The sequence below is a fragment of the Veillonella sp. S13054-11 genome, from assembly GCF_002959795.1.
GTDB lineage: Bacteria > Bacillota > Negativicutes > Veillonellales > Veillonellaceae > Veillonella > Veillonella parvula_E.
This window is the reverse complement of record NZ_PPCY01000007.1, coordinates 35,249-59,245: the sequence shown is the minus strand read 5'-3', so window position 1 is coordinate 59,245 and position 23,997 is coordinate 35,249. Positions and strand designations below refer to the sequence as shown.

Sequence of the window (23,997 nt, the reverse complement as noted above, 5' to 3'; positions counted from 1 at the left end):
TTGATACAATTAGAACACATTAGTAAAGTCTATGAAGGCGCTACTCGTGTGGAAGCGTTGAAAGATATTAGCCTAAATGTGAAAGAAGGCGAAATCTTTGGCATTATCGGTCAATCCGGTGCCGGTAAATCCACATTGATTCGGTGCATCAACATGCTCGAAGCACCTACATCAGGCTCTGTTATCGTAAATGGTACAGATTTAACAACACTTAGCAAATCAGCTTTGCGTAAAGCGCGCAAAGATATTGGTATGATTTTCCAACATTTTAATCTCTTGTCCTCTCGTACAGTGTATGACAATGTAGCGTTCCCGTTGGAACTGCAAGGTATGAGCAAGGCCGAAATTAAGGAACGCATTGAGCCAATCCTTGATATTGTAGGCCTTACTGAGCGTATGAATAACTATCCATCTCAATTATCTGGTGGTCAAAAGCAACGTGTTGGTATCGCTCGTGCATTGGCCTCTAATCCAAAGGTCCTCCTTTGTGACGAAGCTACATCTGCCCTTGATCCTCAAACAACAGATTCTATTTTGAAATTGTTGAAAAATATTAATGAGAAGATGGGGCTCACTATTGTGCTCATTACACATGAGATGCACGTTATCCGTGAAATCTGTGATCGCGTGGCAGTTATTGAAGGCGGCATAATACTCGAAGAAGGTAGCACGGTTGAAGTATTCACACATCCTCGCGAAAATACGACAAAAGAGTTTATTAGCTCTGTAGTGAGTGATAACTTACCCCCAGAAGCATTAGAACATCTAGAGTTACATGATCAATGGATTGCAGGGACCGCGCCTTTAGTGCGCCTCAAATTTACAGGACAAGCAACAGATGAGCCTGTAGTAGCAGGCCTTGTAAGACGCTTTAATTTAGATGTAAGCATCCTTTTTGGCGGCATTGATTACATCCAAAATACGAGCGTTGGTCGCCTTATCGTTATCTTGAATGGTGACCCAGAAAATGCGCAAGAAGGTTTGGACTACATCAAAACGTTACCAATTGAAAGCGAGGTGATCGGTTATGTCAGAGCAAATCATTAATCTACTCATAACTGGCACCCTTGATACATTGCAAATGACGATAATTTCTACCGTAATGGCAATGTTATTAGGTATTCCTCTTGGTGTTGTTCTGGTTGTTACTTCTAAAGGTCATATCTTGGAAAATGTAACACTCAATAAAGTATTGGGTGCCATTGTCAATGCAACCCGTTCTGTACCTTTCATCATCTTGATGGTTGCTATCATTCCGTTTACTCGTATGGTGGTAGGTACATCCATCGGTACAACTGCAGCATGTGTGCCATTGACCATTGCGGCAATTCCATTTTTGGCACGCCTTGTAGAAACGTCTATTAAGGACATCAATTTTGGCGTTATCGAGGCGGCTCAATCCATGGGGGCAAGCCCATTACAAATCATTTGGAAAGTGTTATTACCAGAAGCATTGCCAACAATTATTGACAATGTAACGGTGCTTATCGTTAACCTCATCGGTTACTCTGCGATGGCTGGTGCTATTGGTGGTGGTGGCCTTGGGGATATTGCTATCCGATATGGTTACCAACGTTTCCAAGCCGATATTATGATCGCTACAATCATCATCTTGATTGTATTGGTACAAGTTGTACAAATGATTGGTGATGCTTGGTCTAAAGCGATGAATAAGAAGTAGGAGGATCCTATGAGTATCAATGAAAAATTGAGAAGTCAACAAAATGACGAATTGTTCACCGCCATTTTAACGCTTGAAAATACAGAGGAATGCTATGCATTTTTTGAAGATATCTGTACGATTAACGAATTAAAAGCATTATCTCAACGCTTACAAGTAGCAAAAATGCTTCGCGCAGGGGATAGCTATGAGAAAATCGTAGAAGAAACAGGTGCGAGCACGGCTACGATTAGTCGTGTAAAGCGCTGTTTAGTATATGGTGCGGATGGGTATACATTGGCTCTTGATCGTTTAGGCGCAAAATAAAATAAACTAGCATGACAACGGTGGCCTTTGGCGACCGTTGATGTGCTATCTGCAGGAGGTTTATTATGGAGTGGCTCATTGCGGTAACAGGTTTACCATTTGATATCCTTATACTCATTTTACTTGCCGTAGCTGGTGCATTTGCTGGCTTTGTAGACTCCATTGTGGGCGGCGGAGGCCTCATTTCTGTACCTGCCATGTTATTAACAAATCTTCCACCTAGTATGGCTCTGGGCAGCAATAAATTATCCAGTATTTTTGGTGCTGGCAGTGCATCGATTACATTTTTAAGAAATCACATGGTTGATTTTTCCCTAGTTCGCAAATTATTGCCTTTTACCTTTGTGGGTTCTATGCTTGGTACCTTGGCGGTTGTTTCTTTACCACCGCTATATGTAAAGCCTATTATCATCATATTACTTGTTTGCGTAACACTCTTTGTGGTGTTCAAAAAAGACTGGGGTGAAATCAATCGTACATCTCAGGTAGCAGGAAAAGCGCTATATATTTGTATGGCTTTTGCTCTTGGTATCGGTATATATGATGGCTTTATAGGCCCTGGTACAGGTACATTTTTGATTATGGGCTTTATCTTTACAGGTTTTGATTTCTTGCATGCTTCTGCTAATGCAAAAATATTGAATTTTACTAGTAATTTGGCGTCTTTATTGGTATTTTTATATTTAGGACATGTCAATGTTAAGTACGGCCTTGCCACTGGGGCGGGTCAAATTATAGGAGCTTATCTAGGCTCGCATTTGGCAATTGCAAAGGGATCATCTTTGGTGCGAGTTGTATTCTTGTCGGTAACGACAGTTATGTTGTTGAAATTAGTTTATGACTATGTTTCAACATTATAGGAGGGCAAGGTATGCCTCATAAAAGTGATGTTCAAGTGGCCTTGATTAGTGGCGGTACATCGGGTATTGGATTTGCTACGGCAAAGCTTTTACTCAAAGAAGGTTGGTGTGTAGTCATCAATGGTCGAAATGAAAAAGTTGGTCAAAAGGCTAAAACTAAGCTACGTCGTTATTCCTCTAAGGTACAATATATTCAAGGTGATGTATCTAAAATTGAGGACTGTCAGCGAATTGTAAAAGAAACAGTAGATTTATTTGGTGGGGTGTCTGCTCTTGTAACAGCTGCAGGCTATTATGAAGAAGAGTTACTAGCTGATGTTACAGAAGCAGCTTTTGATGAAATGTTTGGGACCAATGTAAAAGGTACTGTATTCTTATGTCAAGCGGCGCTTCCCTATTTACGAGCCTCAAAGGGCAGTATTGTAACAATCGCTAGTGATGCAGGTTTACAAGGTAATGTAGCGTGTTCTGTATATGGTGCGTCAAAGGGGGCTGTAGTGAGCTTTACAAAGTCTCTATCCCTTGAAATGGCACCTCACAGTGTTCGTGTAAACTGTGTGTGTCCTGGTGATGTAGATACATCATTAGTAGATAAACAGATTGCTAATGCTCACCAAGATGCGGCGGCTGCTAAGGCTGAAATGGGCCAACATTACCCATTAGGTCGTATTGCTAAGCCTCATGAAATTGGAGAAGTAATTGTATTTTTGTTGAGTAATAAGGCGTCTTTTGTGACAGGTGCAGCCTGGACAATCGATGGAGGACTCACAAGTTGGTAATATAGAAAATATTAGAAGCTATTATATATGGATAATTAGAAAAATTCATTTCACTTCTATCAATAGAATGGTATAATAATACTAATAATAAGACCTATAGTTGGTTCACAACAAAGGAGAATACTTATGGCAGAATATAATGGCGTAACACTTGAGCCCCTTACGGATGGATCTCAAGATCGTGACTATCAAGTTGAACAATTTATCTTCTGGGGGGCAGGTCGTGCGGCAGCATTGGCATTATCCTCTAAATTCAGCAGTGTCGCTTTGTGCGCCAATGCTACGTACATGGTAACTCGCATTGCTCATCTTTATGATGTAGAATTGCAAGCAGGTGCTGTAGTTGGTTTAGTAGGTGGTCTTAGCACAGCTGTAGGTACAGCTGCAGTATCCCTTCTAATTCCAATTAAAGCTGTTCGCGTTCCTGTAGCTATCGGTTTAACTTATGCTATTGGTAAAATTGCACATATTTGGATTCAAGATGGCATGCCTTCTGATATCGAACGTTACAAACCGATGGTTGCTGAATTCCTTGAAAATGGCAAAGCTATTGCTTCTGAAATCGTTCGTGATGCAAGTGCTAGCATTCCTTTCACTCAAGGTCAACGTGACGTATGGGCTGGGATTGCTAACGAAACAGGTCTTGCTAAAGAATCTTTAAAGCAAGTTTACGATGAAAAAGTAACACCTGCCATCAATAAATGGAATAATGAAACAAAATACCAAATCCATGATAACGCAGCAGAGGTTGTAGCAAAGGTTTCTGATGCAGCGAAAGAAAAAATTGATTCTGCTAAAGAAGGTATTGAAGTAGCCAAAGAATTCGCAAAAGGTGGTGTAGAAGTGGCAAAAGCTTCTGCACAAGTAGCAGTAGAAACTGCAAAAACTAAAGCTTCTGATGCCGTAGAGACAGCAAAAGATGTTGCTACAAACACTGTTAATACAGCGAAAGAAAAAATTGGCGGTTTGCGTAAATAAACGCTGAAGGATTATTATTACTATGAATCCATTTAATATTATTAAATATGGTAAGTATTTTAGCGAATCAAGATTTTTAGGGTTTCTTGGTCGATATGGTAAGAAACTTGCCTTTGTACAACAAGCAGTAACCTTGTTCCTTTGTTTTCGTGACAAGGATACTCCCAAATATGTAAAAGCGGTCATTGCAGGTGCCTTAGGGTATTTGGTATTACCTATTGATATTGTGCCGGATGCGATTGCTGTATTAGGTTGGGTAGATGATGTGGCAGTACTCGGATTAGCCTTTAAGATTGCGAATCGTTATATCAAAACGAGTCATCAAGAAGAGGCAAAAAAATTCTTTCCATTTGGTAGCAGTCGCTAACTTTTACCATTTTAGGCAGTTTGATCCACAGTGATTGAACTGCCTTTATTTATTTGACACACTAAAGTAATAGATATAGAATAAAAATTGTATACTATTTAAAAAGGACAGAATTTATGCATATTGCTTCAGTAAATGTACGATTTTATGAAACTGATATGATGGGGATTGCTCACCATAGTAACCATTTTAGATGGTTTGAAATGGCGCGCATTGAATTCCTTCGTAAAATCGGTGTCACTTTGTGGGATATGATGAATGAGGATATTGTATTTCCTATCATGAATGTATCTTGCAATTATAAAGAACCTGCGAATTTCGATGATGAACTTCACATCGAAACGTATTTGGTTAAGATGACGAGGGCTCAAATGGTGTTTCGCTATCGCATGCGCCGTGCTAGTGATGGTGCGTTACTTGCTACGGGAGAAACTAAGAACGCCTTTATGTCAAAGTTAACAGGAAAAATTGTGCGATTAGACGATACTTTTTATCTGCCTATGTTAGCAGCTGTTGAGGAGATGCCGCATGAGTAATGTACAACAATTGCCTATCGGTGTATTTGACTCTGGTGTAGGCGGATTATCTGTGTTAAAGGTGTTACAAGAACAATTTCCTAACGAAGATTTCATCTATATCGGTGATAATGCGAATAATCCTGTAGGTAATCGCAGTGATGATGAAATTACTTATTTGGCGTGTCGTATTGCGGAGACGCTAGAAAAGCAGCCTGTTAAGTTGATGGTGATTGCCTGTAATACCTTCACCGTTGTGGCTCTTGATGCGGTACGTGAACTTGTATCTGTGCCAGTTATTGGTGTATCACAAGGTGTGAAAACAGCCATTAATAAAAGTAAAAGCAAGACTATCGGTATTATGGCAACCGTAGCCACTGTAAATAGTCATATTCATAAGCATGTGGCTTTAGAAGTTGATCATGAGGTTTTGGTTTGGGAACAACCTTGTCCAGAGTTGGCGGGACTTATTGAACAAGGTCATTTAGATGATTACTTTGTTCGTGAAGTATGCAAGGAGTATTTAGAACCTTTATTATCTCGAGAAATTGAGGTAGTCGTTTTGGGCTGTACTCATTTCCCATTTGTACAACCTTTACTAGAGGAACTAACGTCATGTCGCATTCAGTTCATTGATCCTGCTTTTGAAACAAGTGAATTGGTTCGTCACAGACTTGAGAGTAAAAATCTTTTCAATCCTCAAGATACTGTAGGCACCGTGACATTGTATTTTACAAAGGATGTCGAACTTGGTGATACATTGAGTGCATCCTTCCTTGATACAAGCCGTCGTACCATTGAACATATTACATTATAAAGGAGATACCCTATGTGGTTTTATAACATCCTCAGTGCAGTAATAGCTATTATTGTGGCTGTTGCAGCTCTGTACTTATTATTCCGTTTGTTTGTATTGAAACAAGGTAATGAAAATATTGTCTTATTAGCGAAACGAGCAACGAACTTTCAAGTATCTGATCGTAGTTTTGAATCCATTACGTTGTTCTGTGATATTCCATTTGTAAATAAAGGGCGCCAATTGGGCACAATAATGGACTTATTTCCACGTCCATTATTACCTGAAGAACATTTTGATGCAGTTAAGGTAAATGCCTGGGCTATGGATATTAATCGTCCGCGTCAAGATGGATACTTTGAAGCTATAATTATCAAACCACGCAAAGGTGGCACAATTCGTGTATATGTTACATTAACAGGTAAAACTGGCAATATTCGAGAAGATATTAAGGGATTCCCTTATATGGACATCGATATTTACTACCAAATCGTAGGTCGGACAGACTATCATATCGATAAACAGCGTATTCGTTTGACTGCTGAAGAAGTTCAAGCAGCAATGGTTCAATAAGGAGGCATAACAATGGCAGAATTAGAGTTAGTATGTGTGCCAACACGTATTCTTACAGATAATGATGACATCGTTGATGCTATCGTTGAATTTGGCGGTCATAATATTGGACCTGAAGATATCGTATGCGTTGCTGAATCTGTAGTAGCTATTACGCAAGGCCGTTTTACACGTCCTGAAGAGCTAGATGTATGCTGGCAAGCTCGTTTAATTAATCGTTTTATTCATCCAGATGGCTCCATGGCATCTATTTATGGTATGCAATCGGCTATGAATTTGGACGGTAAATGGAAGGTGTTAGGTGCTTTTATTTTAGGTGCTATTGCTAAAATTTTCCGTAAACCTGGCGTGTTCTATGCAATTGCTCGTGCTGCATCCTTAACCGATGATGTAACGGGGACTATGCCTCCATTTGATAAGCATATTGTATTTGGTCCAAAGGATCCTGATAAAGTGGCTGAGAAAATTGTATCTCGCACAGGTTGTTATGGTGCCGTTGTAGCTGACGTTAATGACTTGAAACGGTCTGCTATTTTAGGTACAAGTCGTGGCATTGACGCTAAGAAAATTGCACAATTGTTGATTGATAATCCATTTGGTAATGATAGCCAAATGACTCCGATTGTTATCATCAAAAATTACGCATCTGTATCTGGTAAATAACAGAAGGCTGTACTCATCACATAGAGATGGGTACAGCTTTTTTATATATAATGAGACTGAATACGGACTATACGCAGGTTTGAAGAAGGCTTGTATATTAGTTCAAATAGAGATTATATGCTAGCTTAAATTGAGTTTTCTTTACTTTGTTTTGAGTTTGTATAGATTCTTTATTAATACTAATAAGGAGGTTATATGTTACTAGGGTTAGACGTAGGTGGTACTTTTACCGATGCTGTTATCATTGATGGCCATCGTGTAGTGGCAACTGCCAAGAGGCGGACTACAAAGGATAATCTAATGAATGGTATAGGTGAGGCCTTAGATGCGGTTTTGGAGGGTTATGATACATCAAATATTGAACAAGTAACCTTATCTACTACCGTGGTGACGAATACCATCGTAGAAGAGAAGGAGCAAGTAGTAGATCTCTATGTGGTTACAGGTCCAGGCCGTAATGTAGATGATATATTCCCCGTGAAACCTATATACCTTCAAGGTTATACAGATCATAGAGGTATCGTTGTAGAGCGTACCCCTGCTGATGCTGTACGTGGTATAGCCAACATGGTTCAAACACGTAGTGGTACTGATTTGGCTGCTGTGTCCGCTAAATTTGGGGTGCGGAATCCTCAAGAGGAACTATCTATAACAGAAGAATTGAAAAACATATATCATGCAATTTCTAATGGTAGTTTATTAAGTGGTTCTTTAAATTTTCCTCGGCGTACTATTAGCGCTTATTTTAATAGCGCTGTAACACCAGTATTTACGGTGTTTAAGAAAAATGTTGAAGATGCTCTCAGTGCACGGAATATAGTGGCCCCACTTCACATTTTAAAAGCAGATGGAGGCTCTCTACCAGTAGAACACATGGTGAGTCGCCCAGTAGAGACCGCCTTTACAGGCCCCGCCGCAACAGTTCTTGGACTATCTGCTCTCGGTGTTATAGGTAATCAGCATACAGTGGCTCTAGATATTGGAGGCACTACAACGGATATATCCCTTTGGAAGCATGGTAGACCATTGATGACAAAAAATGGTGTATCTATCCGTGAGTATCCAAGTGCAGTGCGATCCTTTGCCGTTACCTCGGTCGGCATTGGTGGGGAATCTGTAGTTCGCCTTAAAAATGGTAATCTTACCGTAGGTCCTGAACGAGTGGGACCATCGGTAGCTCTAGGTGGTGTAGAACCTACCTTGGGGGATGCACTTATCGTGCTCGGTCACGCGAACTATGGCGACTTTAATCTAGCATCACGAGCTTTACAAGATTTAGCGGATGCTATACAGGCTGCGTTGCAATCTAATAATATAAATACCTCAAATAATCAACTAACTCTTATTAAGACCGCCTCTGATGTAGCAAAACTAATCCTACAAAATGCGTTGGAAACGATTCAACGTGGCGTAGATGAGGTCATAACGGTTGAGAACAAATGCCCTATTTATGTGGTGGCAGATATTGTAAATCCTGATATATTTGTGCCTGAACATATTGTTGTAGTAGGAGGCACGGCGCCAAGTCTCGGAGCGAGCATTGGAGAATATATGGATTTACCTATTACGATTCCAGAAAATGCAGCCGTAGCGAATGCTATTGGTGCTGCGCTAGCCCTATCTACCATCGAACTCACTGTCCATGTAGATACAAAACGTCGTTTACTTGTCATTCCGGAATTAGGTATTAAACAGCAAAATTGTACTTTAAAACGAGCGGAGCAAGTTGTAGAACGAGTTAAGGAGGCTCTTAGTGAAGAGGCTTTACGTTTAGGTTTAGATACGGCGCAAGAAATCGAGATCATTAGCATTGAGGATTTCCCTGTGGTAGAGGGCTGGCAATCTATGGAGCGTTTAATTACGGTGAAAGTACAACTAGCGGCGGGGGTGAAACACTATGTGGAATAAAGGTTTATCCTATCGTGAGCGTCATGGTCTTATAGAAAAGGATATAAACACGAAACTGAATGACGACGTGAATCCTACTATTGATAAAGCTAAATATCATCACAGTTTAGGTCTTGTCTTTTTCCCTGCGTTTGACTGGAAAATTTCTGAAACACATCCTGAACGACAAGAGCGTTTACTCTATACGCGTGATCAAATTGTAGAGGAAGGTTTGTTAGATATACCGAATATTAGAGAATATAATCCAATAGTAGCTGATTGGGATACAATAGAGCGAGTTCATGTTGGTGCTCCAAATTTAGAGTCTTGGGTGACTGAAGCTCATCGAGTATCTGCTGGAGGTGCTATTGCGGCAGCTGATGCGGTCATGCGCGGTGAAGTAGATCGCGCCTTTGCATTGGTAAGACCACCAGGTCACCATGCGATGGCTATGGTTCATGGTATTCGTGGCTTCTGTACGATTAATATTGAAGCCGTTATGATTCAACACATACGTCAAACTTATGGAATTAAACGCGTTGCCGTAGTAGATACTGATGTACATCACGGTGATGGTTCTCAAGATGTGTTTTACCATGATCCTGATACGTTGTATATTAGCTTCCATCAAGATGGACGTACTTTATATCCTGGCACAGGCTTTATGGATGAATTTGGTGGACCTCAGGCCATCGGTGGTAACATCGATATTCCACTACCGCCTGGTACCGGTGACGAAGGCTTGATGAAGGTCATGCGTGAGCTTGTATTGCCTATCCTTGAAGAGTTTAATCCAGATATCGTCATTAACTCGGCTGGGCAAGATAATCACTTTAGCGATCCATTAGCCAATATGCAGGTAACTGCAAAAGGCTATGCAGAGTTAGTCGATTTATTACAAGCAGATATAGCAGTCTTAGAAGGGGGATATTCCGTACAGGATGCATTGCCATATGTGAATACAGGTATCATTTTATCCATGGCAGGCCTTGATTACAGCAAGGTCGTAGAACCTGCCTTTGACCCTGTTAAATATAAACAAAGTCAAAGTGTAACAAATTATATAGATGAGCTTATCGCTAAGTGGAAGGTACAATGGGCTAATCGATATCGTATAGCAGAAGAAGAACGTGCTGGTGTAGGTGATATTTGGTCAAATCGTTACAATGTGTATTACGATGAAACGGGGGTACAAGAGGAGCGCCTTGAAAGGGTGCGCATGTACGAAGACAAGGTAGGCTGGCATAGCGTGTTTTCACGAGGACAATACGGCCCGTATGGGCCGCAAAGTGTATATGCTATGTTTATCCCTTGGCAAGCAGATGAAGGAACGCGTCAAGATGCTATCGCAGAAGCAAAACGAGCCAAAGCAGAAGGGGGAGCTAGCCGTTACGTTGTGGTAGATCCACTTGGTGACGGACAATATGAACTATAATGTTAATCTTTGTAAATGATAAGGTGAGTTATCATGTTAGAATCGTAAATTATAATATGATTCGTAATGCTGAAAAATAGAAAAATTATGATATAATATAAGAAATAACGCCCCTTTGTGTAAGGGGCGTTCTAATATTTAGTTTTAGAATGGTGAGGTTCCTATGCGCAGTGATAATAGAACAGCGGGTCAATTGCGACCTATTAAAATAACACGGAATTTTACAGAGTATGCAGAAGGTTCTGTACTTATTGAGTGTGGTAAGACCAAGGTTATCTGTACAGCTACTGTTGAAGATTCTGTGCCACGCTGGCTAAAAGGTTCTGGGCAAGGATGGGTAACTGCGGAATACTCATTATTGCCACGTTCTACGCAAACTCGCGTGAGCCGTGAGGCTGCAAAGGGAAAACAAACAGGACGGACTGTAGAAATTCAACGCCTTATCGGTCGTGCATTGCGTGCTGTTGTGGACCTTGAAGCATTAGGAGAGCGTTCTATCACTATCGACTGCGATGTGATTCAAGCGGATGGTGGTACACGAACAGCCTCGATTACCGGTGCCTTTGTAGCCCTCGTTGATGCGGTGGACTTCACCTTTGGCGGAGCTGGCAAATTTCCAATTACTGACTTCTGTGCAGCCATCTCCGTAGGTATTGGTCCAGATGGTCCTATTACGGACCTTTGTTACGAAGAGGATAGTGCCGCCATTGTAGATATGAATGTAGTCCGTACCGGTTCTGGTAATATGGTTGAAGTACAAGGCACAGGTGAACACGGTACATTTAATCGTGATGAGCTCAACGCTTTACTTGATTTAGCAGAGGCTGCTACAGATGAGCTCATGGCTAAACAACGTGAAGTACTTGGTGCGACAGCAGATAAAGTAGGTAAAGAGTATCCTACAGCTCCGGAGGTATAAAATGGAACAAATTGTGCTTGCTACAGGTAATAAAGGAAAAATTCGTGAGTTTTCCGAGGCCTTCTCCCATTTATCTATTGATTGTGTACCTGTAAAAGCTGTGATTTCCATTGAGGAGCCTGAGGAAACTGGTACAACCTTTATGGAAAATGCTCTGTTGAAGGCTCGCTACTATGCGAAGGCTACGAATCGCCCATGCCTTGCTGATGATTCTGGCATTACTGTCGATGCCCTCAATGGTGCACCAGGTGTATATTCTGCGCGTTATGCAGGTCGTCATGGTGATGACAATGCAAACAACGAGAAGTTAATTCGTGAACTACAAGGGAAAAGTAACCGTACAGGTCATTATGTATGCGCTTTAGCGCTTGTTTATCCTGATGGCCGAGAAGTTACTGCGGAAGGCTATTGTGATGGACTCGTTCAAGATGAGCCAAAAGGGGAGAATGGCTTTGGCTATGATCCGTACTTCTATGTGCCTGAGTTTAAAAAGACGATGGCAGAGCTAAGTATAGAAGAGAAGGAAACGATTAGTCATCGTGGCCGTGCACTACGTGAATTAATTAACAAGCTTTGATATTTTCGAACTATATGATATAGTTCATATAAATATATAATATAGTGGCATTAGAGATTAAATACAATGAAACGAATTGGCATTTTAAGTGACACTCATGGGTATCTAGAGGATATCGACCTCGTCTTGGCTGCTACCGCTGATCAAGACATCGATATGTGGCTTCACGCTGGTGATTTTGGAGATGACGCACGCTATATGCAGGAACATACGGATATTCCTGTATATGCTGTGCGTGGGAATAACGACCGTGTGCAACCGCTTGAACCACGAGAGCAATTAATTCCTCTTGAAGATACCTATATTTACATGACACATGGACATGAGGTATCATATTATAATCGAATACAAAAACTGATTGAGTTAGGAACTGACATGGGTGCACGACTCATCGTGTCCGGTCATAGCCATCATCATGGGGAGGTTCGTGCCCGTGATGCGGTATTTGTAAATCCTGGTAGTATTTCTTTGGCTCGTGATCGCTCCGGTGGTACCTTTGCCATCGTTACCTACGATAATGGACAGTTTGATGTAGAGTTTGTATATAAACAAGATATTGTTTAGTTATATGGTGAAAGCTTCGGTTTTGAAACTTTCAAAAGGAATAGTAAGTCTATGCATGGAAAGGGTTATGACATATCATGGATACACCAGTTAAAGCAAAGCCTAAAATGAAGTTATATGGTTTTAACAATCTCACGAAAACATTGAGTTTTAATATTTATGATATTTGTTATACTCGTACGGAAGAAGAGAAAAAACAATACATTCAGTACATTGATGAAGTATACAATGCGGATCGTTTAACGGCTATTTTGACGGAAGTTAGCCATATCATCGGCGCTAATATCCTTAATGTAGCGAAACAAGATTATGATCCACAAGGTGCTTCTGTTACGATTTTAATTTCTGAAGAGGAAATTGAAAAAGAAGATGTAGTTATGCATTTAGATAAATCGCATCTTACTGTACATACGTATCCTGAAAGCCATCCGCACAAAGGGATTAGTACATTCCGTGCCGACATTGAAGTGTCTACATGTGGACAAATCTCTCCGTTAAATGCACTTAATTACTTAATTCAAAGTTTTGACTCTGATATTCTTACCTTGGATTATCATGTACGTGGCTTTACTCGGGACGTGTCTGGTAAGAAAATTTATATTGATCATCGTATCAATTCTATTCAAAATTACATCAGTGCAAAAACCCGCAACATGTACAATATGATTGATGTAAATGTATATCAAGAAAATATTTTCCATACTAAGATGATGTTAAAAGAATTTGATTTAGATAATTATCTTTTTGGCATTACTGAGTCAGAGTTGAGCGATCGCGAAATCAAGCAAATTAAACATCAATTAAAACAAGAAATGATGGAAATCTTCTATGGACGCAATTTGCCATCTGTAAAAGCTTAAAGACAGCTTTTATAACATTGTTGTGACAGCTTTTATCGTATAATACGAAGATAGACTTGAAGTAGATAAGCCTTATATGGTTTATCTACTTTTTTATAATTTACTTTATTAATACTGGAGCTTAATGATAGTTATTTTTAAAATTTTCGAGAAACTATATCGAAAAAACTTGAATTATGATTTAGCATTTTGTATAATACAATTAGTTAAAGGTATAAATTACCGACTCTAAAGAGTCCGAGTGTATCCACAAAGGAGAATTGTTATGGACGTACGTGAATTAGCTGTACAAAAAAAACGTGAATTAAAAGGTTTCCTTACTGTAGGAACTAAATATGAATTAAAAGACGCTCATGATTTATCTGTAGCTTACACACCAGGTGTAGCAGAACCATGTTTGCGTATTAAAGATAATGAAGCAGAATCCTTCGAATTAACTTGCCGTTCCAACATGGTTGCCGTTGTATCTGACGGTACTCGTGTACTTGGTCTTGGTGATATTGGCGCTGCAGCAGCATTGCCAGTAATGGAAGGTAAATCCTTATTGTTCAAAAAATTCGGTGATGTAGACTGCATTCCATTGGTTGTAGATACAAAAGATGCTGATACATTGATCAATACAGTAAAATTGTTGCAAAAAAACTTTGCTGGTATAAATTTGGAAGATATTTCCTCTCCTAAATGCTATGAAGTTGAAAATCGTTTGAAAGCAGAGTTAGAAATCCCTGTATTCCACGATGACCAACACGGTACTGCTATCGCATGCTTAGCAGGTGTAAAAGGCGCTCTTCGTTTGGTTAAAAAGGATTTAGCTACTGCTAAAATCGTTGTAAACGGTGCTGGTGCGGCAGGTGCTAATATTGCTCGCTTATTATACCTTGCAGGTGCTCGTGATATTACATTATTGGTATCCTCTGGCGTATTGCATAAAGACTACAAACGTCTTGACTCTTTACAAGCTGAATTAATCGATTTACTAAAACTTGAAGAAAAACACGGCGATTTGGCTGAAAATGCTAAAGGTGCTGATATTCTTCTTGGTGTATCTGCAGCAGGTGCTTTCACAAAAGAAATTTTGGAAAGCTTAGCTGACGATGCAATTGTATTTGCAATGGCTAACCCTAATCCAGAAGCAACATATGCTGATATGAAAGCTGCTGGTATCCGTGTTGCTGGTACAGGTCGTTCCGATGCTCCTAACCAAATCAACAACGTAGCAGTATTCCCAGGTGTATTCCGCGGTGCTATCGACGTTCGTGCGTCTCAAATCACTGACGAAATGAAATTAGCTGCTGCTGACGCTTTGGCTCACTTGATTCCTGATAGTGAATTGAACGAAGAAAACGTAATGCCATCCGTATTCGATCCTCGCGTAGCTCCAGCTGTTGCTAAAGCAGTTGCTGAAGTTGCTGTAAAACAAGGTATTGCTAAAAATCCTCAAGCAATAGAAGATGGTAGCTACGAAGGTTAATTTATTTGCTTTACTAGCATTTTATAATCTTATATAACCATAGAACAATACAACATGCACCTCGAAAGGGGTGCATGTTTTTATATGATCGATTAAGTATATGATTGGCTTTATACTATTAGGGCGAATAATCTATAGATTAAAATGATATAGAGGCGTAGGCGTATAGGATAATAGAAGTAAGGATAGATATATATTAAAGAATGTATTAATGTATCAGTAAAAAAATTAATGAAGTTGTAAAAAAGTACTTGTCACTAGTTTCTATCAATGATATAATAATTTTCGTTGCAGAGCGATACTTGAAAGAGTAAGAACTCAGCAAGAGTAGTGGTTGACATCAACTACCGGGTTTGCTATAATAGCAAAGTAATTAATGACGGGGCATAGCGCAGTTTGGTAGCGCACCTGGCTTGGGACCAGGGGGTCGCAGGTTCGAATCCTGCTGCTCCGACCATTTTTTATTTGCGGGTGTAGCTCAATGGTAGAGCCCCAGCCTTCCAAGCTGGTCGCGAGGGTTCGATTCCCTTCACCCGCTCCATTTTTTTTTGCCTTTTTTAGGGTATACTAAGATAGGGTGTAGTTGACGATACATAGTACATAATTTATACTATAATAGATAATTATATAGGGAATCCACATGGTTCAGTAGCTCAGTTGGATAGAGCAACGGCCTTCTAAGCCGTGGGTCGGGGGTTCGAATCCCTCCTGGATCACCAAAGAAATAAGCGGATAGTTCGTAATGAGCTATCCGTTTTTGTTTGCGTTTTTAGCATAGTTACATATAAAAAAACTGTAAAAAGATAAATCTGCATTAAAAATGAATAAAATTTCATAAACTAATATATGAATGAGTAAAATAATGTACTTATAAGATGGCAAAAGTCTAAAATAGAATTAAAATAATACTGTAAATACTGGATTCTTATATGATGATAAAGCATGAATAAAAAATGAAATTATCTTGATTGTTATATTGAAAATCTTATATAATTATTAATATTATGATTAATTATAAGCTTTCATATGCATGTATGAGGTTTTATAAATGGATATCTAGGTTATAGTTGTAATAGGAGTGTTTCATGAATAAGATTTTCAAGGTGATTTGGAGTAAAAGCAAAGAGTGTTATGTAGTTGTGTCTGAGATAGCAAATAATTATAGTGCTAAAAAGGCTGTATTGACTAGTGTTTTTGCTGTGTTGGCGGTAACTGGTGGTGCAGCTCATGTTATGGGGGCGACTTTACCGTCGGAGCTAACAGACAAAGGCTCTATTAAAATCGGTCAGTATGCAACTACAAGTAATATGTCTAGTATAGTTATAGGGACAAGCAGTCAATTTAGAACTTCTTCAGTTGATGGGTATAGGGCAATTGGTATTGGCTCTGGGATTATTGCTAGTGGTAATAATAGTGTTTCTATCGGTGGACATTCTCGAGCAACAGAAGATCAGGCAATTGCTATCGGTGGAGCTTCTGATGATAGTGGTGCTAAAGCGACGGGTTCTCAATCTATTGCTATCGGTGGTAATACTGTAGCTAGTGGGGATTCTTCTATTGTAGTCGGAGGTGATGACGTAGAGGTCGCATTCGCTAGAACTGTAACTTATACAGATATTAACACTGGACAAGCAAAAACGGGTACATTGAGACAGGCATCTATAGATTTGGCGAATATCCAACTACCTCAATACATAACTGCTACAGCTAGTCATGCAGGGACTGCCATTGGTATGAAAACTAAAGCCGGTGACTTGGGTCTTTCTCTCGGCATGGGGGCGGATTCTGCTACTCGCCTAGATGGTAAGGCTGGTAATGTAGTTAATGCTATCGCTATCGGTGCCGGTGCCAAAGCTAATCGGGATAACTCCATTGCAATCGGTGGTGGTGCTAATACTGATGCAGCGGGTGTGGCACAAACAAGCTATACTATGAGTAATGGAGATACGGTTAACTGGGCCGGTGGTGAAAATGTGTTGCCTGGTGACGTTGTATCCTTCGGTGCTCCTGGTTATGAACGTCAGCTCAAAAATGTAGCACCTGGTATTGTTAGTGCAACTTCTACCGATGCGGTGAATGGCTCTCAATTATATGCAATAGCTGAGAAGACTTTATCTAAATATATTTCTATTAATTCTGATTTGGCTGGGAATAAATCTAATAAAGGTGCAGCGGCAACTGATTCTATGGCTATAGGTCCTGATGCTTCTACAACAACTGCTGCTATTAAAGGGACTGCTTTAGGTAGTGGTGCAACTGTTACTGTAGCGAATGGTGTAGCTATAGGTTCACAGTCTAAAGCAAGCACAGCTAGCGGTGTAGCAGGCTATGATGTAAATGACTCTAGAACCGATAAATATGGCTCTTTATCCGGTAAAGCATTGACATCTACTTTAGGTGCCTTTGCTGTAGGTAATGAGACGAATACACGGCAAATCACAGGGGTAGCTGCTGGTACAGCTGATACAGATGCTGTAAATGTGGCACAGTTAAAGAGTGTGAATTTGAAAGTAGCTGGAGATACCGGCACAGGTGATGTTAATCTTGCTAATAGTACTTTAAATATTAAAGGTGCTGGTCTTGCTAAAACTACTGCATCTGGTAAAGATGTAACCGTAACTGTGTCTGAAAAAGCAGTTAAACAAGAAGCTGTTAAAGCGGTTACAATGGCAGCAGCGGATCCTAATGGTGCGATTACTGTGACACCTCAGCTTAGCGCAGATAAAGATACGGCAACTTACAAAATTGGTATCGATCCAACTAAGGTAGCAGAAACTACTAACTTGACCTATAAGGATAATGATGGTGCAGATAAGACCGTTACATTAAAGAAAGGCTTGAACTTTAAGAACGGTACTATGACGACTGCTACTACTGCTGCAGATGGGGTCGTAACTGTTGATATCAATGATGATACAAAGGCTAAAATTAATAACGCTGCAACGAATAAGCTAGATAATCTTACATCAGATGGTGAACAAAAGGTTAAGAGCTTATCTGCATGGAAGGTAAAGGCTAATAACAGTAATGCTGAAACAGTAACAGGTGGAGATACCGTTACATTTAATGATGGATCCAATATTGCTATTACTCAAAATGGCAAGACATTTACTGTAGCGACTAAAAATGATGTAAACTTTAATACTGTAACAGCTACGACAAAGGTGACAACACTTGCGGTAGAAGGGCTTACTAATACGTCCTGGACACCTGGTACTACAACTCCTGTTAGTGGCCGTGCGGCAACAGAAGATCAATTGAAAGCCGTTGATACACAAGTAGCAACAAATAAAGATGATATTGCTACGAATAAGGCTAATATCGATAAGAATAAGGACAATATTGCAAAGAATGCGGACAATATCACGAAAAATGCTGCAGAAATTGCTACAAATAAAGGTAATATTGCAACCAACACGGCAGCTTTGGCTCGTAAAATCTCTTTAGGTGGTAATACTGGTAGCACAACAGAAAAATCCTTAAGTACAGGAGATGTGAAGTTTAATGTGAAAGGTGCAGGCCTTGTAACGACTTCTGCAGCCGGTGATGATGTAACAGTAACCGTGACAGAAAAAGCAGTTAAACAAGAAGCTGTTAAAGCGGTTACAATGGCAATAGCGGATCCTAATGGTCCAATTACTGTGACACCTGAGCTTAGTGCGGACAAAGATACAGCAACTTACAAAGTTGGTATCGATCCAACTAAAGTAGCAGAGACTACTAACTTGACCTATAAGGATAATGATGGGGCAGATAAGACCGTTACATTAAAGAAGGGCTTGAACTTTAAGAACGGTACTATGACGACTGCTACTACTGCTGCAGATGGAGTCGTAACTGTTGATATCAATGATGATACAAAGGCTAAAATCAATAACGCCGCAACGAACAAGCTAGATAACCTTACACCAGATGGTGAACAAAAGGTTAAGAGCTTGTCCGCATGGAAGGTAAAGGCTAATAACAGCAATGCTGAAACAGTAACAGGTGGCGATACCGTTACATTTAATGATGGTTCTAATATCGCTATTACGCAAAATGGCAAAACTTTCACCGTTGCAACAAAAGATGATGTGACGTTTAACAGTGTAACAGCTGGTTCAAAAGTGACAGCGCCTGCAGTTGAAGGGCTTACTAATACGTCCTGGACACCTGGTACTACAACTCCTGTTAGTGGCCGTGCGGCAACAGAAGATCAATTGAAAGCTGTTGATACACAAGTAGCAACAAATAAAGATGATATTGCTACGAATAAGGCTAATATCGATAAGAACAAGGATAATATTGCAAAGAATGCGGACAATATCACGAAAAATGCTACAGAAATTGCCACAAATAAAGGTAATATTGCAATCAATACGCAGAACATTGCAACTAATACGGCAGCCTTGGCTCGTAAGATTTCCTTAGGTGGCGATACAGGTAATACAACAGAAAAATCCTTAAGTACAGGTGATGTTAAGTTTAATGTAAAAGGTGCAGGCCTTGTAACGACTTCTGCAGCTGGTGATGATGTAACAGTAACCGTGACAGAAAAAGCAGTTAAACAAGAGGCTGTTAAAGCAGTTACAATGGCAGCAGCGGATCCTAATGGCCCGATTACTGTGACACCGGAGCTTAGTGCGGACAAAGATACAGCAACTTACAAAATTGGTATCGATCCAACTAAGGTAGCAGAATCTACTATCCTGACTTATAAGGATAATGATGGTGCAGATAAGACCGTTACATTAAAGAAAGGTTTGAACTTTAAAAACGGTACTATGACGACTGCTACAACTGCTGCAGATGGGGTTGTAACTGTTGATATCAATGATGATACAAAGGCTAAAATCAATAACGCCGCAACGAATAAGCTAGATAATCTTACACCGGAAGGCGAACAGAAGGTTAAGACCTTGGCAACATGGAATGTCGCTACTGCTGCTGATGGCGGAACTCATTCTGGTGACTCCACAAGTACTGTAACAGGGTCTGATACAGTGACTTTTAAAGCAGGTAATAACCTAAATGTAAACCAAACTGGTAGAGATATTACATTCTCCTTAAATAAAGAGATCTCTGATATGACTAGTTTAGGTCTTACAAATCCGGATGGTGCAAAGGCAACTATTAGGACTGGAAAAGGTGATGCTCATGTAGGTGAAACAGACCAAGCGGATCGCATTGTTTATACTAATGCAGCTGGTACTGAAGAACAGGTAGCAACATTAAAAGACGGTTTGCAATTCGGTGGCGATAATAATCCTGAAGTTATTAATAAGACATTGAATCAAAAGCTAGAAGTTGTTGGTGGTGCTGATGCAACGAAATTGTCCGATAACAATATCGGTGTTAATGCGAAAAACGGTAAGTTGCACGTGCAATTGTCTAAAGAATTAAATGACTTGACTAGCGCTCAATTCAAAAATGGTAATGCAGTGTCCACAATCAGTGGTGCAGGCACAACTGTGACAGACGGTACGAACACAACACAATATGGTCCTAAAGGTATGACCATTAATCCAGGTGCGAATGAAATATCTCTTACCGATAAAGGCTTAAACAATGGTGGCAAAGTCATCTCCAATGTAGCGAGCGGCGGTGATGTTGATACTAATGCGGCGAACATTGGTGATGTGAAGAAAGCGACTGCAGCATCCAAAACGACAGTATCTGTTAATAAGAAAGATACAGAAACTCCGAATTTGGTACTAGAAGCAACCGTAGATCCTACTGATGGTCATACGAATTACGATATCAAGTTGGCAAATAAAGTTAACTTAGGAAATGATAAGGTTGTACTTGATGGTGCAGATGGTACTGTTAAGACTAAAGGTAATATTACATCCGAAGGCACTGTAGAAGGTAAAGACCTCAAAGCGGGTGATGTAACTGTTAACAAGGACAACAAAGGTACTGTGAACGGTTTATCGAATAAGACTTGGACTCGTGGACAGGCTCCTGTGAGCGGTCAAGCAGCGACAGAAGACCAAATCCAAGCGGTAGATACTCGTGTGATGGCCGTAGAAGATAAGGTAGCGGACTTTGGCTGGATGGCGAAGAGCAGTGCTACAGGTACAGGCCAAGCGACAGGTAATAATGTGGCGACTAAGGTTGGCGATAAAACGGAAGTAGAATTCCGTGCCGGTGATAACCTCACTATTGATCAAACAGGTACTACTTTCACGTATTCCTTGAATAAAAACATGACAGGCCTTGAAAGTGTATCTGTAGGTGATGTGGCAAATGATAAACCAGGCGTTGTATTGAATGGTGCTGACGGCACTATGGGCGTACGCGGTAAAGATGGTGCAAATGCATCTATTACAGCGGCTAAAGGTGCTGACGGTTTGACAAGTACAGGTACTGGTAAAGATCGTATCGTTTATGAAACGAAAGACGCTAACGGCAATTCTGTAAAAGAAACCGTAGCGACTATGAACGACGGCTTACATTTCGCTGGTGATAACGGAAATACAGTTATCGATAAGACATTGAATCAAAAAATCGAAATCGTTGGTGGCGCTGACGCAGCGAAATTGTCCGATAACAATATCGGTGTTAATGCGAAAGACGGTAAGTTGCATGTACAATTGTCTAAAGAATTGAATGACTTGACTAGCGCTCAATTCAAAAACGGTAATGCAGTATCCACAATCAGTGGTGCAGGCACGACTGTGACAGACGGTACGAATACAACTCAATACGGTCCTAAAGGCATGACCATTAATCCAGGTGCTAACGAAATATCTCTTACCGATAAAGGCTTAAACAATGGTGGTAAAGTTATCTCCAATGTAGCGAGTGGTGGTGATGTTGATACGAATGCGGCAAACATCGGTGATGTGAAGAAAGCGGCAGCAGCATCCAAAACGACAGTATCTGTTAATAAGAAGAATACAGAAACTCCGAATTTGGTACTAGAAGAAACTGTAGATCCTGCTGATGGTCATACAAATTACGATATCAAATTGGCGGATAAAGTTAACTTGGGCAATGGTAATATTGTTCTTGACGGAACTGATGGTAGCATCAAGACTAAAGGCAATATCACATCCGAAGGTACTGTAGAAGGTAAAGACCTCAAAGCGGGCGATGTAACTGTTAACAAGGACAACAAAGGTACTGTGAATGGTTTATCCAATAAGACATGGACTCGTGGGCAGGCTCCTGTGAGCGGTCAAGCAGCGACAGAAGACCAAATTCAAGCGGTAGATACTCGTGTGATGGCCGTAGAAGATAAGGTAGCGGACTTCGGCTGGTTGGCGAAGAGCAGTGCCGTAGGTACAGGTCAAGCAACAGGTAATAACACAGCCACTAAAGTGGGGGACAAAACGGAAGTAGAATTCCGTGCCGGTGATAACCTCACTATTAACCAAACAGGTACAACTTTCACGTATTCCTTGAATAAAAACATGACAGGCCTTGAAAGTGTATCCGTAGGCGATGTAGCAAATGATAAACCGGGCGTTGTATTGAACGGTGCTGACGGCACTATGGGCGTACGCGGTAAAGATGGTGCGAATGCATCTATTACAGCGGCTAAAGGTGCTGACGGCTTGACAGGTACTGGTGCTGGTAAAGATCGTATCGTTTATGAAACGAAAGACGCTAACGGCAATTCTGTTAAAGAAACCGTAGCAACAATGAACGATGGTTTACATTTCGCTGGTGATAACGGAAATACAGTTATCGATAAGACATTGAATGAAAAACTCGAAATTGTTGGTGGTGCTGACGCAGCGAAATTGACTGATAACAATATCGGCGTTAATGCAAAAGACGGCAAGTTACAAGTACAATTAGCTAAAGATTTAAATGGTTTGTCCAGTGTAGAAGTGAAGGACGATAATGGCGGATCCACTGTTATGAAAGGTGACACTATTAAGAGCAAAGATGCAGCAGGAAATACCTCTGTTGTAAATGGCTCTGGCGTGACTATCACACCTGCTAATCCGCAAAATCCAAATGCTGGTACAGTGTCTTTGACTACTGAAGGCTTGAATAATGGCAACAATCAAATCAAGGGCGTTGCAGCTGGTACAGCAGATACAGATGCAGTTAACCTTGGTCAATTGAAAAAATCTAATGCTCAGCTTGCTAATGCAATTGCTAATGTTGAAACCGAAACACAACGAGTAGGCGCTCATGCGGCGGCTATGTCAGCGTTGAAACCAATTCAATATGATCCATTAGAGCCAACTCAAGTGATGGCCGGATATGGTAACTATCGTGGTAAGAGTGCAGCAGCATTAGGTCTTGCTCATTATACTAATGAAGATACAATGTTCAACGTGGGTGTTTCCGTAGGTGGACGTCATAATATGATCAATGCCGGCTATACTCACAAGTTTGGTAACAGCGATGCTAAAAAAGCTGTATCAGAACGCTACAAAGGCGGTCCAATCAGCTCCATTTATGTGATGCAGGATGAAATGACCTCTTTGAAACAAGAGAATAGTAGACAGAAGGAAGTATTGGATAAACAACAAGCTGAAATCGAATCATTGAAAGCTATGGTTAATAGTTTACTAGCAACTAAAGGTTAATAACTAAATATAGTAATTAAAATGATGATTTCGCTATAGCATTCTTGTAGTGTTATCCGATGTCGTAAAGGGAAAAGGTTCCGTAGGAAGTTGATGGTCGATAAGCCTCAACTGAAATACGGAACCTTTTTGGTTTTAACTGTAGTGTCCCTTTATAAGACTACTAATATTTATGTATGATATAATGTTAAAAATGAAGGAATAATGAACTTCGAACAGCTGTTATAAGGGGATT

At 40.3% G+C, this 23,997-nt stretch carries 19 protein-coding genes and 3 tRNA genes; all 22 read left to right on the top strand.

The genetic code is table 11. The features are described 5' to 3' along the window. The 22 genes from VPHSUH08_RS07315 to VPHSUH08_RS07210 all read left to right on the top strand — a co-directional run bounded on the left by VPHSUH08_RS07315 (position 1) and on the right by VPHSUH08_RS07210 (position 23,762). Entirely contained in the window at positions 1-1,047 is a 1,047-nt protein-coding gene (locus tag VPHSUH08_RS07315; RefSeq protein WP_105087102.1) for a methionine ABC transporter ATP-binding protein, read from the top strand. Further along, entirely contained in the window at positions 1,028-1,681 is a 654-nt protein-coding gene (locus tag VPHSUH08_RS07310) for a methionine ABC transporter permease (RefSeq protein WP_008715638.1), read from the top strand. Before VPHSUH08_RS07315 ends, VPHSUH08_RS07310 begins: the two co-directional genes overlap by 20 nt. Before the next feature lie 9 nt (positions 1,682-1,690). Further along, positions 1,691-1,987 carry a YerC/YecD family TrpR-related protein gene (locus tag VPHSUH08_RS07305; protein WP_004693609.1) on the top strand — a complete coding sequence of 99 codons (297 nt, stop codon included), beginning with the start codon at positions 1,691-1,693 and terminating at the stop codon, positions 1,985-1,987. 65 nt (positions 1,988-2,052) lie between these two features. Then, complete coding sequence (locus tag VPHSUH08_RS07300) at positions 2,053-2,847, top strand: TSUP family transporter (RefSeq protein ID WP_105087101.1); 795 nt, start codon at positions 2,053-2,055, stop codon at positions 2,845-2,847. Positions 2,848-2,858: 11 nt separating this feature from the next. Next, entirely contained in the window at positions 2,859-3,626 is a 768-nt protein-coding gene (locus VPHSUH08_RS07295; RefSeq protein ID WP_004693607.1) for an SDR family NAD(P)-dependent oxidoreductase, read from the top strand. Positions 3,627-3,752: 126 nt separating this feature from the next. After that, positions 3,753-4,604, top strand: a complete 852-nt coding sequence (locus tag VPHSUH08_RS07290) for a hypothetical protein (RefSeq protein ID WP_004698348.1) — start codon at positions 3,753-3,755, stop codon at positions 4,602-4,604. 22 nt (positions 4,605-4,626) lie between these two features. Further along, on the top strand, positions 4,627-4,971 hold the full coding sequence (locus VPHSUH08_RS07285; RefSeq protein ID WP_004693603.1) for a YkvA family protein: 345 nt from the start codon (positions 4,627-4,629) through the stop codon (positions 4,969-4,971). 116 nt (positions 4,972-5,087) lie between these two features. Then, positions 5,088-5,507, top strand: a complete 420-nt coding sequence (locus VPHSUH08_RS07280) for a thioesterase family protein (RefSeq protein WP_004693602.1) — start codon at positions 5,088-5,090, stop codon at positions 5,505-5,507. Next, positions 5,500-6,303 (top strand): glutamate racemase, encoded by an 804-nt coding sequence (gene murI / locus VPHSUH08_RS07275; RefSeq protein WP_105087100.1) that lies wholly within the window; start codon positions 5,500-5,502, stop codon positions 6,301-6,303. Before VPHSUH08_RS07280 ends, murI begins: the two co-directional genes overlap by 8 nt. Before the next feature lie 12 nt (positions 6,304-6,315). Next, a complete protein-coding gene (locus VPHSUH08_RS07270; RefSeq protein WP_004693598.1) occupies positions 6,316-6,855 on the top strand; it encodes a hypothetical protein in 540 nt (179 codons plus the stop codon). Between the two features lie 12 nt (positions 6,856-6,867). Next, positions 6,868-7,518, top strand: coding sequence for a coenzyme F420-0:L-glutamate ligase (locus VPHSUH08_RS07265; protein ID WP_004698361.1), 651 nt, complete (start codon positions 6,868-6,870; stop codon positions 7,516-7,518). A gap of 195 nt (positions 7,519-7,713) precedes the next feature. Continuing rightward, positions 7,714-9,426, top strand: a complete 1,713-nt coding sequence (locus VPHSUH08_RS07260; protein WP_105087099.1) for a hydantoinase/oxoprolinase family protein — start codon at positions 7,714-7,716, stop codon at positions 9,424-9,426. Then, positions 9,416-10,840: a histone deacetylase gene (locus VPHSUH08_RS07255; protein WP_105087098.1), complete on the top strand. Its 1,425-nt coding sequence runs from the start codon at positions 9,416-9,418 to the stop codon at positions 10,838-10,840. Before VPHSUH08_RS07260 ends, VPHSUH08_RS07255 begins: the two co-directional genes overlap by 11 nt. A gap of 163 nt (positions 10,841-11,003) precedes the next feature. Beyond that, positions 11,004-11,759 carry a ribonuclease PH gene (gene rph / locus VPHSUH08_RS07250; protein WP_105087097.1) on the top strand — a complete coding sequence of 252 codons (756 nt, stop codon included), beginning with the start codon at positions 11,004-11,006 and terminating at the stop codon, positions 11,757-11,759. 1 nt (position 11,760) lies between these two features. Next, the gene (locus tag VPHSUH08_RS07245) at positions 11,761-12,336 is read left to right on the top strand and encodes an XTP/dITP diphosphatase (RefSeq protein WP_105087096.1); all 576 of its coding nucleotides are present in this window, start codon (positions 11,761-11,763) and stop codon (positions 12,334-12,336) included. A 66-nt stretch (positions 12,337-12,402) separates the two neighbouring features. Further along, entirely contained in the window at positions 12,403-12,900 is a 498-nt protein-coding gene (locus tag VPHSUH08_RS07240; protein WP_004693585.1) for a metallophosphoesterase, read from the top strand. Between the two features lie 77 nt (positions 12,901-12,977). Beyond that, the gene (speD, locus tag VPHSUH08_RS07235) at positions 12,978-13,760 is read left to right on the top strand and encodes an adenosylmethionine decarboxylase (RefSeq protein ID WP_008715652.1); all 783 of its coding nucleotides are present in this window, start codon (positions 12,978-12,980) and stop codon (positions 13,758-13,760) included. 265 nt (positions 13,761-14,025) lie between these two features. Further along, positions 14,026-15,231: an NADP-dependent malic enzyme gene (locus VPHSUH08_RS07230; RefSeq protein ID WP_004693580.1), complete on the top strand. Its 1,206-nt coding sequence runs from the start codon at positions 14,026-14,028 to the stop codon at positions 15,229-15,231. Positions 15,232-15,611: 380 nt separating this feature from the next. Then, positions 15,612-15,688: transfer RNA gene (locus VPHSUH08_RS07225), tRNA-Pro, on the top strand. A gap of 10 nt (positions 15,689-15,698) precedes the next feature. Beyond that, positions 15,699-15,772, top strand: a tRNA-Gly gene (locus VPHSUH08_RS07220). Positions 15,773-15,873: 101 nt separating this feature from the next. Continuing rightward, positions 15,874-15,950 (top strand) — tRNA-Arg (locus tag VPHSUH08_RS07215). A 366-nt stretch (positions 15,951-16,316) separates the two neighbouring features. Further along, positions 16,317-23,762: a YadA-like family protein gene (locus tag VPHSUH08_RS07210; protein ID WP_105087095.1), complete on the top strand. Its 7,446-nt coding sequence runs from the start codon at positions 16,317-16,319 to the stop codon at positions 23,760-23,762. Positions 23,763-23,997 lie beyond the last annotated feature (235 nt).

Bases quoted from the DNA above. Each gene is read 5' to 3' on its own strand.
- VPHSUH08_RS07310 (WP_008715638.1), top strand. From the start codon at position 1,028: ATGTCAGAGCAAATCATTAATCTACTCATAACTGGCACCCTTGATACA.
- VPHSUH08_RS07305 (WP_004693609.1), top strand. From the start codon at position 1,691: ATGAGTATCAATGAAAAATTGAGAAGTCAACAAAATGACGAATTGTTC.
- VPHSUH08_RS07300 (WP_105087101.1), top strand. From the start codon at position 2,053: ATGGAGTGGCTCATTGCGGTAACAGGTTTACCATTTGATATCCTTATA.
- VPHSUH08_RS07295 (WP_004693607.1), top strand. From the start codon at position 2,859: ATGCCTCATAAAAGTGATGTTCAAGTGGCCTTGATTAGTGGCGGTACA.
- VPHSUH08_RS07290 (WP_004698348.1), top strand. From the start codon at position 3,753: ATGGCAGAATATAATGGCGTAACACTTGAGCCCCTTACGGATGGATCT.
- VPHSUH08_RS07285 (WP_004693603.1), top strand. From the start codon at position 4,627: ATGAATCCATTTAATATTATTAAATATGGTAAGTATTTTAGCGAATCA.
- VPHSUH08_RS07280 (WP_004693602.1), top strand. From the start codon at position 5,088: ATGCATATTGCTTCAGTAAATGTACGATTTTATGAAACTGATATGATG.
- murI (WP_105087100.1), top strand. From the start codon at position 5,500: ATGAGTAATGTACAACAATTGCCTATCGGTGTATTTGACTCTGGTGTA.
- VPHSUH08_RS07270 (WP_004693598.1), top strand. From the start codon at position 6,316: ATGTGGTTTTATAACATCCTCAGTGCAGTAATAGCTATTATTGTGGCT.
- VPHSUH08_RS07265 (WP_004698361.1), top strand. From the start codon at position 6,868: ATGGCAGAATTAGAGTTAGTATGTGTGCCAACACGTATTCTTACAGAT.
- VPHSUH08_RS07260 (WP_105087099.1), top strand. From the start codon at position 7,714: ATGTTACTAGGGTTAGACGTAGGTGGTACTTTTACCGATGCTGTTATC.
- VPHSUH08_RS07255 (WP_105087098.1), top strand. From the start codon at position 9,416: ATGTGGAATAAAGGTTTATCCTATCGTGAGCGTCATGGTCTTATAGAA.
- rph (WP_105087097.1), top strand. From the start codon at position 11,004: ATGCGCAGTGATAATAGAACAGCGGGTCAATTGCGACCTATTAAAATA.
- VPHSUH08_RS07245 (WP_105087096.1), top strand. From the start codon at position 11,761: ATGGAACAAATTGTGCTTGCTACAGGTAATAAAGGAAAAATTCGTGAG.
- VPHSUH08_RS07240 (WP_004693585.1), top strand. From the start codon at position 12,403: ATGAAACGAATTGGCATTTTAAGTGACACTCATGGGTATCTAGAGGAT.
- speD (WP_008715652.1), top strand. From the start codon at position 12,978: ATGGATACACCAGTTAAAGCAAAGCCTAAAATGAAGTTATATGGTTTT.
- VPHSUH08_RS07230 (WP_004693580.1), top strand. From the start codon at position 14,026: ATGGACGTACGTGAATTAGCTGTACAAAAAAAACGTGAATTAAAAGGT.
- VPHSUH08_RS07210 (WP_105087095.1), top strand. From the start codon at position 16,317: ATGAATAAGATTTTCAAGGTGATTTGGAGTAAAAGCAAAGAGTGTTAT.